We start from the raw sequence: 13,025 nt of genomic DNA on the forward strand, positions 1-13,025 counted from the left end.
CCGGACAGAGTCCGCTACGGTCGGACCGACGAGCGTCAGGCGTGCCCGCCGTCACGGCGCGGAACCGGACGGGCGGCCGCGATGGCGCACGGGGAACCATCCAGCACGACCAGGATCGGCGCAGGCCGGATCCATCGGAGGGGACGAATGACCGAGACCGGCGCAGAGCCGTCGGAGGGGCAGCCGACGCCGCGCGGGGGCGACGAGGCTGTCCAGGGGGCGCTGTCCGCGCTCCGGCGGCTCGGGGACCTGCCCGTCGCCGAGCACGTCGGCGTGTTCGAGGAGGCGCTCACGTGTCTGGAGGGCGCGCTCGCGTCCGTGGACGAGCCCACCGGAGAGCCGCGCAGGTGAGCCGCCGATCACAAGAGGCGGCGTCAGCCTCCTGCGTCGCGTCCCGCCCAGCTTCCCGTTGTGGGCCCGCCTGTGGGCGTGGTGTGTTGGAGATGTTTCTTATGGGCTGGTGGGGCCGATGAAGCGGGTGCGTCTGGACAGCGAACTGGTCCGTCGCGGGCTGGCCCGCTCGCGGGAACAGGCAGCGCAGCTCATCGAGGCGGGCCGGGTGTCGGTGGGCGGCCGTACGGCGGCCAAGTCGGCGACCCAGGTGGACACCGCCGCCGCCATCGTGGTGGCCGAGGACGTCTCGGGACCCGACTATGTCTCGCGTGGCGCGCACAAGCTGCTCGGCGCGCTGGCCGCCTTCGAGGGGCTCAAGGTCGAGGGACGCCGCTGCCTGGACGCCGGGGCCTCCACCGGCGGGTTCACCGACGTGCTGCTGCGGCACGGCGCCGCCCATGTGCTCGCGGTGGACGTCGGGTACGGCCAGCTCGCCTGGTCCCTGCGTACGGACGAGCGCGTCACCGTGATGGAGCGGGTCAACGTCCGCGACCTCACTTCCGACATGGTGGGAGAACCGCCGACCCTGGTCGTGGGCGACCTGTCGTTCATCTCGCTTCGCCTGGTCCTGCCCGCGTTGACCGCCTGCGCCGCCGAGGTGGCCGAGTTCGCGCTGCTGGTCAAGCCGCAGTTCGAGGTGGGGAAGGAGCGCGTCGGAGCGGGTGGCGTGGTCCGCGACCCGGCGCTGCGCGCCGGGTCCGTCCGGGACGTCGCCACGGCCGCGCTGGAGTTGGGCCTGGTCGTGAAGGGCGTCACCGCGAGCCCCCTGCCCGGCCCGTCCGGCAACGTGGAGTACGTCATCTGGCTGGGCAAGGGGCCGGGACACGAGTCGGTGGCCGACCTGGACGCGGCCATCGAGCGGGCAGTGGCGGAAGGGCCGCAGTGACGACAGAGAAGGCCCCCACGCGGACCGTCATGGTCACCGCCCACACGGGCAGGGAGCAGGCCGTCGACAGCGCCAGGCTGGTGATCCACCGGTTACTCGGCGCTGGGCTGCGCGTACGCGTGTTCGACGTCGAGGCGGAGGAGATCGCCTGCCCCGGCGTCGACGTCGTGTCCGCCACCCCCTCCTCGCTCCACGAGTGCGAGCTGATGATGGTGCTCGGGGGCGACGGCACGCTGCTGCGCGCGGCCGAGATGGCCCGCCCGGCCGCGGTCCCGCTGCTCGGGGTCAACCTCGGGCACGTCGGGTTCCTCGCCGAGGCCGAGGTCGCCGACCTCGGTGCCGCCGTGGACCGCGTGGTTGACGGCCGCTACGAGGTCGAGGAGCGGATGACGGTCGAGGTCGCCATCCGGCTGAACGGCTCCACGCTCGCGGACACGTGGGCGCTGAACGAGGCCACGGTCGAGAAGGTCGACCGGATGCTCGAACTGGTCGCCGAGATCGACGGCCGTCCGCTGTCGCGCTGGGGGTGCGACGGGGTGATCTGCGCGACGCCGACCGGCTCCACGGCGTACGCGTTCTCCGCCGGGGGGCCGGTCGTGTGGCCGGAGGTGGAGGCGCTGCTGATGGTGCCGATCAGCGCGCACGCCCTGTTCGCGCGGCCGATGGTGGTCTCACCGCGTTCCACGCTCGCCATGGAGATCGTGCCCGAGACCAGCGCGGGGGTGCTGTGGTGTGACGGTAGGCGCCGCTTCGACGTCCCGCCCGGAGCCCGGGTGGAGGTGCGCCGGGGAACCGTCCCCGTACGGCTGGCCCGGCTGCTGGGCGTGGAGACGACCGGAGCGCCGTTCACCGACCGCCTGGTCGCCAAGTTCGGCCTGCCGGTGGAGGGCTGGCGCGGGCGCGTCCGCTCCCCCTGACACCCTCCTTCCTCGAAAATCTTGGCGATTTGTGCGTAGGATCTCTGGGCGAGATCTGTCGGCGAAACGGGAGGGGACCAGTGCGGCCACGGGTCGAGGAGGTCCGGATCCAGGGGCTCGGCGTGATCGACGAGGCCGTACTGGAGCTGTCACCAGGGTTCACCGTGGTGACCGGTGAGACGGGCGCGGGCAAGACGATGGTCGTCACCGGGCTCGGCCTGCTGTTCGGCGGCCGGGCCGATCCGGCGCGGGTCCGTCCCGGGGCGGACCGGGCGACGGTTGAGGGCACCCTGATCGTCGCCACCGACGGCAAGGTGGCCCAGCAGGTGCACGACCTCGGAGGCGAGGTCGAGGACGGCGAGCTGATCATCTCAAGGACGGTCTCCGCCGAGGGGCGATCCCGCGCCTGGCTGGGCGGGCGCACCGTCCCGGTCGGGACGCTCACCTACATCGCCGACGACCTCGTGGCCGTGCACGGCCAGATGGATCAGCAGCGCCTGCTCCAGCCGGGCCGCCAGCGCGCCGCGCTGGACCGGTACGCCGGGGACGACCTGGTCAAGCCGCTGCGCGCGTACGAGCAGGCGTACCGGCGGCACCGGCAGGTCGTCGAGGAGCTGCGGGAGCTGACCACCCGGGCCAGGGAGCGCGCGCAGGAGGCCGACGTGCTGCGCTTCGGCCTGGACGAGATCGAGAAGGCCGACCCCAAGGTGGGTGAGGACGCCGAGCTCAGGGAGGAGGCCGAGCGGCTGGCGCACGCCGACGCGCTGCGCACGGCCGCCACCACGGCGCACTCCGCGCTGCTCGGCGACCCCATGGCCGGCCCGCAGATCGCGCAGGACGCGGTGTCCCTGGTCGGGCAGGCCCGGGCGGCGGTGGAGGCAGTGCGCTCCTTCGACCCGGAGCTCGCCGGGCTCGCCGACCGGCTGGCCGAGGCCGGATACCTCATCTCGGACGTGGCGACCGAGCTGGCCGCCTACGCCGAGTCCGTCGAGGCCGACCCGGCCCGCCTCGCGGCCGTGCAGGAGCGCAGGTCGCTGGTGACGGGGCTGACCCGCAAGTACGGCGAGGACGCCGCCGCGGTGCTCGACTGGGCGCGGAACGCGGCGACCCGGCTGGCTCAGCTGGACGGCGACGACGGACGGATCGAGGAGCTCACCCGCGAGCAGGATGAGCTCGTCGCGCGTATGGAGGAGCTCGCCGCCGACCTGACCGCGATCCGGGAGGCCGCGGCCGAGCGGTTCGGGGCCGCCGTCACCGCCGAGCTGACGGCGCTCGCCATGCCGCACGCCCGGGTGAGCGTCGCCGTGACACGCGGTGACGGCTTCGGGCCGCATGGCGTCGACGAGGTGGAGCTGCGGCTGGCCGCGCATCCGGCGGCGCCGCCCCTGCCGCTGGGCAAGGGCGCCTCCGGAGGCGAGCTGAGCCGAGTCATGCTGGCCATCGAGGTCGTCTTCGCCGGAGCGGATCCCGTGCCGACGTTCGTCTTCGACGAGGTCGACGCCGGCGTCGGCGGCAAGGCCGCGGTGGAGATCGGCAGGCGGCTCGCCAGGCTGGCCAGGAACGCCCAGGTCATCGTCGTCACCCACCTGCCCCAGGTGGCCGCGTTCGCCGACCAGCACCTGGTCGTGGAGAAGGCGAGCGACGGCAGCGTGGTGCGCAGCGGCGTTGTCGCGCTGACCCAGGAGGGCAGGGCCCGCGAGCTCTCCCGGATGCTCGCGGGACTGGAGGACTCCGAGCTGGGTAGAGCGCACGCCGAGGAACTCCTCTCGATCGCTTTGGCGGACAAGAACACACCCTGACACAGTGTGACAAAACTGACACGCTCTGAGCTGCGGGACCATCTTGGTCGCCCACTCTGGCAGGATGGTCACGATGAAGGTCCCGAGCTTGAACGTTCCGGGCCTCCGCCGCAGGAAGGCAGACGACCTTCCCGGGGTGACGGCAGTGGCGAGAATCGACAGGCGGACCAAGAGGCTGACCAAGCGCCTCAAGGCCGGGGAAATCGCGATTATCGATCACGTTGACGTCGACCGAGTGAGCGCGGAGGCCCTTGTCGCGTGTGGCGCGGCCGCGGTGGTCAATGTCGCGGCGAGTATCAGCGGGCGCTACCCCAACCTCGGGCCGCAGATCCTCGTCGAGGCCGGTGTCGCGGTCGTCGACAACGCCACCCCCGAGCTGTTCGAGCGGATCAAGGACGGCGACGTCGTCCGCGTCCATGAGGGGCAGATCCACCTCTGCGACGAGCTCGTGGGCAAGGGCGAGGTGCAGACCGTCGAGTCGGTCGAGGCCGCCATGACGGAGGCCAGGGCCGGGCTGTCGGTCCAGATCGAGGCGTTCGCCGCCAACACCATGGAGTACGTGCGGCGCGAGCGCGATCTGCTCATCGACGGCATCGGCGTGCCCGAGGTCCGCACCGTCATGGAGGGCCGGCACGTCCTCATCGTCGTCAGGGGCTACCACTACAAGGAAGACATCGCGACGCTGCGGCCGTACATCCGGGAGTACCGTCCGGTGCTCATCGGCGTGGACGGCGGGGCCGACGCCCTGGTGGAGGCCGGCTACCTGCCCGACATGATCGTCGGCGACTTCGACTCGGTGTCGGAGAAGGCGCTGTGCTGCGGCGCCGAGCTGGTGGTCCACGCCTATCGGGACGGCCGCGCTCCAGGTCTTGAGCGCGTGCACCAGCTCGGGCAGCAGGCCGTCGTGTTCCCGGCCACCGGCACCAGCGAGGACATCGCCATGCTGCTCGCCGACGACAAGGGGGCGTCGCTGATCGTCGCCGTCGGCACGCACTGGACGCTCGTCGAGTTCCTCGACAAGGGGCGGTCCGGCATGGCCAGCACCTTCCTCACCCGGCTCCGGGTGGGCAGCAAGCTCGTCGACGCCAAGGGCGTCAGCAGGCTGTATCGCAGCCGTATCTCCACGCCGTCATTGCTGCTCCTCGTCGCCACCACGCTGATCACGATCGGTGTGGTGCTCTCGGTCTCGCCCGTCGGCCGCATCTGGCTGAACGGGCTGATCGAGGCGTGGAACGGCTTCACCTTCTGGCTGGTCGGACTCTTCTCGTGATCGATTTCCGTTATCATCTCGTCTCCATCGTGGCGATCTTCCTCGCGCTCACGGTCGGCATCGTGCTCGGCAGCACCGTCCTGGAGACGCCGTTCTACCGGACGGCGGAGGAGATCACCGGCCAACTGCGCCAGGCGAACACGGAGAACCGGGAGACGATCACCGCGTTGCAGGCGCGGGAGAAGGGTGCCGCCGCCTTCGTCACCGCGCACACGGCCGAGCTGGTCCGCGGCCAGCTCCCCGGCGAGCGGGTCGTGCTCGTCGAGGCCCCCGGGGCCCCGGCCGGCCTGCGCGACGACCTCGTGAAGGTCCTCGGCGACTCCGGCGCCGTCTACACCGGACGGGTCAGCCTGACCGAGAAGTTCCTCGAGGCCGACCAGACCAATGTCGTCGACCAGCTCGCCGGCACCGTCGCCCCCGCCGGCACGCGGTTCCCCGACGAGGCCACGCCGTACGAGAAGGCGGCGGCGGTGCTGGCCGGTGCCCTCGTCACCGGCGACCGGGGCCAGGCGGGGCGGGACGACCCGGCCGCCGTGAGCGTGCTCGAGGCGTTCCAGACCGGCGGATTCCTGGCTACGGCTGGCTCCCCGGCGCAGCGGGCGAACGTCGCCATCGTGGTGGCGCCGACCCAGCCGTACGAGGGGGAGACCGCCGAAGGCCAGACCGCGGCGGTCGTGGCCCTCACGGCCGGGCTCGACTCCGCCGGCCTCGGCGCCGTCCTGGTCGGCACCACCACCGCCTCCGGCACGGGCGGCACGATCGCCGCCCTGCACGACGCGGGCGAGGCGGCGTCGAACGTCTCGACGGTGGACACCATCGATATGCCCGCGGGCCGCATCACCGTCGTCTACGCTCTGCGGGAGCAGCTCGCCGGCCGCTCCGGCGCGTACGGTGTCGGCAGTGAGACCACCGCGTTCTCGCCGCCCGTGTCGCCCGGCGTCGGCCCCACCCCCAAGCCGGTAGCCTCGGGCGGCTGACCCAACGCGTCCCGAGCACGATCGAGGAAGATCCGAGGAAGAGGAGCCTGCTGTGGCCAGTCGTCCCTGGACCGGTCTGGTGGCGAGCGCTCTGCGGCGTACGTCGGCGGGAGCGCGTCCCGGATCGGCGATCGGCGCCCTCGCCGCCGCCGTCGCGGGCGCCGCCGCAGGAGCGGTCGCCGCCCGCGTCGCCTACGCGGCGTTCCGTCGCCGCCCCCCGATCGGCGACGAGAAGACGTGGACGAGGACCAACCACAGAGGCGAGCCGATCACCCTGCTGGAGGGCCCGGCCCTGGTCGCCGGAGCCGGCGCGGCGGCGGCGCTCGCGCCGGGCCTGCCCGCGCGGCTCCGCGCCGCCGCGCTGCTCGCGGGTCTCGGCGGCGGCGCCCTCGGCGCGTACGACGACGTGCTCGGCACGACCGCTTCCAAGGGCTTCAAGGGGCACCTGACGGCGCTCGCGCGCGGCGAGGTGACGAGCGGAGCCATCAAGATCATCGGGATCGGCGCCACCGGCCTCGCCGCGGCGGCGCTCGCCCGCGACCCGGCCGCCCGTCCCACGGGCGCGGCGGCGGTCGCCATGGACACGCTGCTCGACGGGGCCGTCATCGCCGGGAGCGCCAACCTGGCGAACCTCTTCGACCTCAGGCCGGGGCGGGCCATCAAGGTCGCGTTCCTGGCCGGGACGCCGCTGCTCGCGGTCTCCCTGGCGACGCGCCCGACCGGCGTCCCCGCACGGAACACGACGGCGGCCGTGCTGACCGCGATGCCGCTGGGCGCCGCCGCCGCGCTGCTGCCGGAGGACCTGGGGGAGCGGGCCATGCTGGGCGACGCCGGGGCGAACGCGCTCGGCGCGCTGCTCGGGCTCGCCGCCACGGTGCGGCTGGGCCGTGCCGGCCGGCTGGCCGTGCTCGGCACGGTCGCCGCGCTCACCGCCGCGTCGGAGAAGGTGAGCTTCACCAAGGTGATCGCCGCCAACCCCGTGCTCAACCGCATCGACATGCTGGGCCGGCGTCCCGTGCCGCCGCCGCCCGCGGTCGTCTCCCCGACCCCGTGAGATGCGGCTCCGCATGACCCGCCGTCTGGGCGCGGGCGTCGCCGGCGCGGCGGTGCTCATCGGGGCGATCAGCATCCTCGCCCGCGCCACCGGCTTCGCCAAGCAACTGGTCTTCGCCCGCGCCGTCGGCACGAACTGCCTGTCCACCGCGTACGTCACCGCGAACAACGTGCCGAACATCGTGTTCGAGATCGTCGTCGGCGGGGCGCTCGCCGGGATGGTCGTGCCGGTCCTGGCCGGAGCCGCCGGACGCGGAAACCCCACCCCGGGGGCGGGCGCCGACGAGGGGGCGCGTGAGGAGGTCGGCTGGATCTCCTCGGCGCTGCTGACCTGGGCGGTCGTGCTCCTGGTGCCGTTCGCCCTGCTCACCGCGCTGCTGGCCGGGCCGCTCGTCGGCCTGGTCGCCTCGACGGTCCCCGGGTGCGACGCGGGCCAGGTGGCCGAGATGGCGACCCGGATGCTGGTCGTCTTCGCCCCGCAGATCCCCCTGTACGGCGTGGCCGTCGTGCTCTACGGCGTGCTCCAGGCCCACCGTCGCTTCTCCGCCCCGGCCGTCGCCCCGCTGGTCTCCAGCGTGGTCGTGATCGTCGCGTACCTGCTGTTCGTGCCGCTCGGAGGGGTCGGCGCCGACCTGGCCGAGCTGCCGCGCCCGGCCGAGCTCGCGCTCTCCGTCGGCACCTCGCTGGGAGTGCTCGCCCTGGTCGTCACGGTGATCGGGCCGGTCTCCCGGCTCGGCCTGCGCCTGCGGCCGACGCTGCGCTTCCCTCCCGGTGTCGCCGCGCGGGTGCGCGGGCTCGCCCTGGCCGGGCTCGGCGCGCTGGTGGCGCAGCAGGCGGCCACGGCGATCCTGATCCCCGTGGCCAACCGGATCGGGGGCGGCGTGCTCACCGCGTACGGCTACGCGTGGGCGATCTACCAGGTGCCGTACGCCGTGCTCGCGGTGCCCATCGCGACGAGCGCGTTCCCGGTGCTCTCGTCCCGGGCGGCCGGCGGCGACCGGGAGGGCTTTGCCGCGCTGTCGGCCCGTACGACGCGGGCCGTGGTGCTGGTCTCCGGGCTCGCCGCGGGAGCGCTCGCCGCTGTCGCCGCTCCCGCCGCGGAGGTCTTCCTGGCGCAGGCGGACTCCCGCGTCGACATCGCCGAGTTCGCCCGCGCGATCGCGCTGTTCGCGCCGGGACTGGTCGGCTACGGCCTGACCGCCCACCTCAGCCGGGTGCTGTACGCGGACGGCCGGGGCAGACAGGCCGCGCGCGGCCTCGTTGCCGGATGGCTGATCGTCATCGCCGCCCAGATCGCCTTCGCGGCCGTCCTGCCCGCCGGGTGGAAGCTCGCCGGGCTGGCGCTCGGCCAGGCGGTCGGCATGACGGCGGGGGGAGCGCTCCTGCTCGTCTCGGTGTTGCGGGCCCGCGGTGGGGAGGCGCTGCGGGGCGTACCCAAGGCCGCGGTCGCCGCGCTGGCCGGCGGGGTCGCGGGCTGGCTGGCCGGCGCGGGAGTCGTACGGCTCGTGGACGTGAGTGGACCGTGGGCCGGCGCGGGAGCGGCGATCCTCGCCGGGACCGCCGCCGTCGCCGCGGGGGTCCTGGTGGCGGCGCTGCTCGATCGCGAGGACCTGCGGGCGGTCAGGCCGCGCCGGAAAGCGGCGGCCGGGACAGAGGAGGCCGGGACAGAAGCGGCCGGAACGAGGGGGGACGGTGTCTGATCACGACGTGCGCCGCATCGCGCTCGTGCTGGGGACCAGCGCGGGAGGCGTGGGCCGGCACGTGCGGATGCTCGCCGAGCGGCTCGCCGGGGACGGCCGCCAGGTGGTGGTCGCGGGGCCGCGCGCGACCGAGGACGCCTTCGACTTCACCGGAGCCGGCGCGCGGTTCGCGGAGGTGCCGATCGCGGATCGGCCGCGTCCTCTGGCCGATGCCGGGGCCGTCCGACGGCTGCGCGGCGCTCTCAGGGGCGCGGACGTGGTGCACGCGCACGGGCTGCGGGCGGGCGCCTTCGCCGCGCTCGCGCTGATGGGGTCCGGGCGCGGGCCGCGCCTCGTGGTCACCCTGCACAACGCCGTCACCGCGGGCGGGGCGATCGGCGCCATCTACGGCGTTCTCGAGCGGATCGTGGCGCGCCGGGCCGACGCGGTGCTGGTCGTGTCCCCGGATCTCGGTGAGCGGATGCGGGCCAGGGGAGCGCGGCGCGTCGCCGCCGCCGTGGTGCCCGCGCCGCCCCTCACGCCGCCCGCCCGTACGCCCGAGGATGTGCGGCGCGAGCTGGCCGAGCGGGCCGCGGGCTCCTCGGGCTTCTCGGCGGACCGGCCTGTCGTGCTCACGACCGCCCGGCTGGCCCAGCAGAAGGGTCTGGAGACGCTGCTGGACGCGGCCGCCGGGCCGTTCGAGGCGCGGCCGTTCTTCGTGGTCGCCGGGGACGGCCCGCTGCGGGAGGAGCTGCGGGAGCGGATCGACGCCGAGCGGCTGCCCGTCCTGCTGTACGGCTGGGCCGACCCGGCGGACCTGCTCCAGGTCGCGGACGTGATGCTGGTGCCGAGCCGCTGGGAGGGGCAGCCGCTGACCGTCCAGGAGGCGCTGCGGGCCGGGACGCCGATCGTCGCCACCCGGGTCGGCGGCATCCCCGACCTCGTCGGAGACGCCGCGGTGCTGGTGCCCGAGGGGGACGCGGCGGCGATGCGCGCGGAGGTCGACCGGCTGCTCGGAGACCCGCGGCTGCTCGCGGCCCTCGCGGAACGGTCCGCCCGGCGGGGCCGGGAGTTGCCGGACGAGGCGGACGCGCTGGCCTCGGCCCTGCGGGCCTACTCCGCCGGGGGGCCGCTCTGACGGCCCGCGGCCGGGCAAGGTGCCGCCAGGTCGTCGCTGACCTGGCGATGCGGTCTTCTTGAACGTTGGATTAGGAGCGTCCCCGCCTGATCCCTATACTGGGCGCGTTGGGGGGAGTATCCCTTCGCGGCGGTTTCGTCATCACGGTGTCAGCGCACCCGGAGCCGTCGGTCCGGCTTGCGTGCGGGCGGGAGAGACTCCGGCAGTGTGTTTCGCGCGCGCCGGAGGTTAAAGATCTTGAACGTTTCCGTGTGGATCTGGGTCGCAGTGGTGGTCGGGCTGCTCCTCGTCCTGGCTTTCGACCTGTGGATCGTCGATCGCGGTGAACCCCGCGAGTTCTCCATGCGGCAGGCCACGTTCTGGGTCGCGTTTTACGTGGCGTTGGCGGTGCTCTTCGGCATCGGCCTACTCGTGTTGTGGAGTCCCGAGGCGTCGGGAGAGTTCTTCGCCGGATACATCACCGAGTACAGCCTGAGTGTCGACAACCTGTTCGTCTTCTTCATCATCATGTCGCGGTTCTCGGTGCCGCGGTTCTACCAGCACAAGGTCCTGCTGGTCGGCGTCCTGCTCGCCCTGGTGATGCGGGGGGCGTTCATCGCGCTCGGCGCGGCGGCCCTCGCGCAGTTCAGCTGGCTCTTCTACATCTTCGGCCTCTTCCTGATCTACACGGCGTACACGCTGGTCCGGGATCACAACAAGGAGGACGACGAGTTCACCGAGAACTTCCTGCTGCGCACCGCCCGCCGGGTCTTCCGCACCACGCCTGACTACGTCGGCTCGCGCGTGACGGTGAAGGTGGACGGCAAGCGGCTGGTCACCCCGATGCTCATCGTGATGATCGCCATCGGCACCACCGACCTGCTGTTCGCGCTCGACTCCATCCCGGCGATCTTCGGCCTCACCCAGGACCCGTTCATCGTCTTCACCGCGAACGCGTTCGCCCTGATGGGACTGCGTCAGCTGTACTTCCTGCTGGGTGGTCTGCTGCAGCGCCTGGTGTACCTCAGCTACGGTCTCGCGTTCGTGCTCGGGTTCATCGGGGTTAAACTCGTTCTCGAGGCGTTGCATGAGAGCCATGTCTCATGGGCGCCGCAGATCCCGATTTGGGTGTCTCTGGCGGTTATCGGCGTCACGATGACCGTGACGACGGTCGTCAGCCTGATCAAGGCTCGTCGGGATGAGGTAGTCACTCCCCGCTGAGGGCCCACAGGGCTAGCGCAACGGGAACTGACACTGTTTGCTTGTCTCGTTGTGCCGTACAAATGACCACGGGATCGGTAATATCGATCGTTAAGGCGCATATCGGTCCCCTGTCGCAAAGAGTACAAAGGTTCCCTGTGTCCAACGATTCCGAAAATCCCCGAGGCCGGGTCCGGCTCGCACGCGGGGTGTCGCCGTGGCTGGCACCTACCGTCGCCGCGGCGGTCGTCAGCACGGCCCTCGTCCGCAAGTCCCCCCGATGGGCCCTGGCCGCGGTGCCGCTCACGGCGCTCACCGGCGCGATGCTCTGGTTCTTCCGTGACCCCGAGCGTGTCCCCGGCGAGGGGCGGATCGTCTCGCCGGCCGACGGGGTGGTGCAGAGCATCGACCCGTGGCCCGACGGGCGCACCCGGGTGGCGATCTTCATGAGCCCCCTGAACGTGCACGTCAACCGCGCGCCTGCGGCCGGCACGATCACCTCGGTCGAGCACGTGCCCGGCGGGTTCGTCCCGGCCTTCAACAAGGACAGCGACAAGAACGAGCGCGTCGTGTGGCACTTCGACACCGCGCTCGGCGACATCGAGATGGTGCAGATCGCGGGCGCGGTCGCGCGCCGGATCGTGCCGTACCTGTCCGCGGGCACGAAGGTGTCGCAGACCGAGCGGGTCGGCCTGATCCGGTTCGGTTCGCGGGTGGACGTCTACCTGCCCGAGGGCATCGAACCGGCGGTGAGCGTCGGCCAGAAGACGGTAGCGGGGGTGACTCGCATTGACCACGCCTGAGCTGCGCGCTGAGAGCTGGCCCGTTGGCGAGCTGGAGGAGGAGGAGCCCCGCGGCCCCGTGGGCAAGGCGTTTCGCCTGTCCGCCGCGGACTCCCTCTCGCTCGGCAACGCGCTCAGTGGATTCCTCGCCGTCTGCGTCCTGGCGTGGTCGGCCATCTCCGACCTTCTGCAGCGGTCCGGCGCCAAGTTCGAGCCCGACCCGCGGTTCTTCGGCACCGCCGTGGTCCTCCTGCTCATCGGCGCGACCTGCGACCTGTTCGACGGCCTGGTCGCCCGCAAGTTCCGCGCGTCCGCGATGGGCGCGGAGCTGGACAACCTCGCGGACGTGATCAGCTTCGGCTTCGCGCCCGCCTTCATGGTCGTGATCTGGGGCGGCTTCTCCGGCCGGCTCCCGTTGTGGCTTGTGCTGTGTGCGGCCGCGTCCGTCCTGCTCGCCGGCGTCGTACGGCTGGCCCGCTTCGCCTGCGTCAAGACCAAGAGCGGCGACTTCATGGGCCTTCCCATCCCCATGGGCGCGATGACGGTCGTGTCGCTCGTGCTGCTCTTCCAGCCCAACTACGTGACGATCGCCGGCATCTTCGCGGTCGCCTGGCTCATGGTCAGCCGCATCGAGTACCCCAAGCCCAAGGGCAACGTCGCGGCGATCGTCCTCGCCTGGATGATGATCAACGTCGCCTGCCTGAGCATCTGGGCGTCCGGCCTGGCCGGGGGCGACCAGCTCATCACCGTGGGCGCGGTCATGCAGATCGCCATCGTGGCCGCCATCCCGCTGCGTGTGCTGATCTTCAAGTGGGAGCGCCGCCGGGCGCGCCGCTCCGAGCACGAGCACGAGCACGTCGGCTGACCGCGCGACGCGGAACGCGCATTGTGAGGGGCCCGGATGCGAATCCGGGCCCCTCCGCTTTCGTGTCCGGCTTCCGGCCCAGGCGAT

At 72.5% G+C, this 13,025-nt stretch carries 12 protein-coding genes; all 12 read left to right on the forward strand.

Annotated features, from left to right (window positions below; translation table 11 throughout):
• Positions 1–147 precede the first annotated feature (147 nt).
• Positions 148–351 (forward strand): hypothetical protein, encoded by a 204-nt coding sequence (locus tag ACQP1V_RS14670; protein ID WP_067141741.1) that lies wholly within the window; start codon positions 148–150, stop codon positions 349–351.
• A 118-nt stretch (positions 352–469) separates the two neighbouring features.
• On the forward strand, positions 470–1,279 hold the full coding sequence (locus tag ACQP1V_RS14675) for a TlyA family RNA methyltransferase (RefSeq protein WP_433423024.1): 810 nt from the start codon (positions 470–472) through the stop codon (positions 1,277–1,279).
• Entirely contained in the window at positions 1,276–2,196 is a 921-nt protein-coding gene (locus ACQP1V_RS14680; protein WP_387416564.1) for an NAD kinase, read from the forward strand. Before ACQP1V_RS14675 ends, ACQP1V_RS14680 begins: the two co-directional genes overlap by 4 nt.
• Before the next feature lie 80 nt (positions 2,197–2,276).
• Complete coding sequence (gene recN / locus ACQP1V_RS14685; RefSeq protein WP_433423027.1) at positions 2,277–3,995, forward strand: DNA repair protein RecN; 1,719 nt, start codon at positions 2,277–2,279, stop codon at positions 3,993–3,995.
• A 73-nt stretch (positions 3,996–4,068) separates the two neighbouring features.
• A complete protein-coding gene (gene steA / locus ACQP1V_RS14690) occupies positions 4,069–5,265 on the forward strand; it encodes a putative cytokinetic ring protein SteA (protein ID WP_433423030.1) in 1,197 nt (398 codons plus the stop codon).
• Positions 5,262–6,242 (forward strand): copper transporter, encoded by a 981-nt coding sequence (locus tag ACQP1V_RS14695; protein ID WP_433423033.1) that lies wholly within the window; start codon positions 5,262–5,264, stop codon positions 6,240–6,242. Before steA ends, ACQP1V_RS14695 begins: the two co-directional genes overlap by 4 nt.
• 91 nt (positions 6,243–6,333) lie before the next feature.
• Entirely contained in the window at positions 6,334–7,296 is a 963-nt protein-coding gene (locus ACQP1V_RS14700) for a hypothetical protein (protein ID WP_433425839.1), read from the forward strand.
• A gap of 13 nt (positions 7,297–7,309) precedes the next feature.
• A complete protein-coding gene (gene murJ, locus ACQP1V_RS14705) occupies positions 7,310–8,995 on the forward strand; it encodes a murein biosynthesis integral membrane protein MurJ (protein ID WP_433423036.1) in 1,686 nt (561 codons plus the stop codon).
• Positions 8,988–10,112, forward strand: coding sequence for a glycosyltransferase family 4 protein (locus tag ACQP1V_RS14710; protein WP_433423039.1), 1,125 nt, complete (start codon positions 8,988–8,990; stop codon positions 10,110–10,112). The genes murJ and ACQP1V_RS14710 overlap by 8 nt, the downstream gene beginning before the upstream one ends.
• Positions 10,113–10,349: 237 nt before the next feature.
• The gene (locus ACQP1V_RS14715; protein WP_433423042.1) at positions 10,350–11,312 is read left to right on the forward strand and encodes a TerC/Alx family metal homeostasis membrane protein; all 963 of its coding nucleotides are present in this window, start codon (positions 10,350–10,352) and stop codon (positions 11,310–11,312) included.
• A 137-nt stretch (positions 11,313–11,449) separates the two neighbouring features.
• The gene (locus ACQP1V_RS14720) at positions 11,450–12,094 is read left to right on the forward strand and encodes a phosphatidylserine decarboxylase (protein ID WP_433423045.1); all 645 of its coding nucleotides are present in this window, start codon (positions 11,450–11,452) and stop codon (positions 12,092–12,094) included.
• Positions 12,081–12,938, forward strand: coding sequence for a CDP-diacylglycerol--serine O-phosphatidyltransferase (gene pssA / locus ACQP1V_RS14725; RefSeq protein WP_067141768.1), 858 nt, complete (start codon positions 12,081–12,083; stop codon positions 12,936–12,938). The genes ACQP1V_RS14720 and pssA overlap by 14 nt, the downstream gene beginning before the upstream one ends.
• Positions 12,939–13,025: the final 87 nt, after the last annotated feature.

It is taken from the genome of Microtetraspora malaysiensis, from assembly GCF_050947145.1.
Lineage (GTDB): Bacteria > Actinomycetota > Actinomycetes > Streptosporangiales > Streptosporangiaceae > Microtetraspora_A > Microtetraspora_A malaysiensis.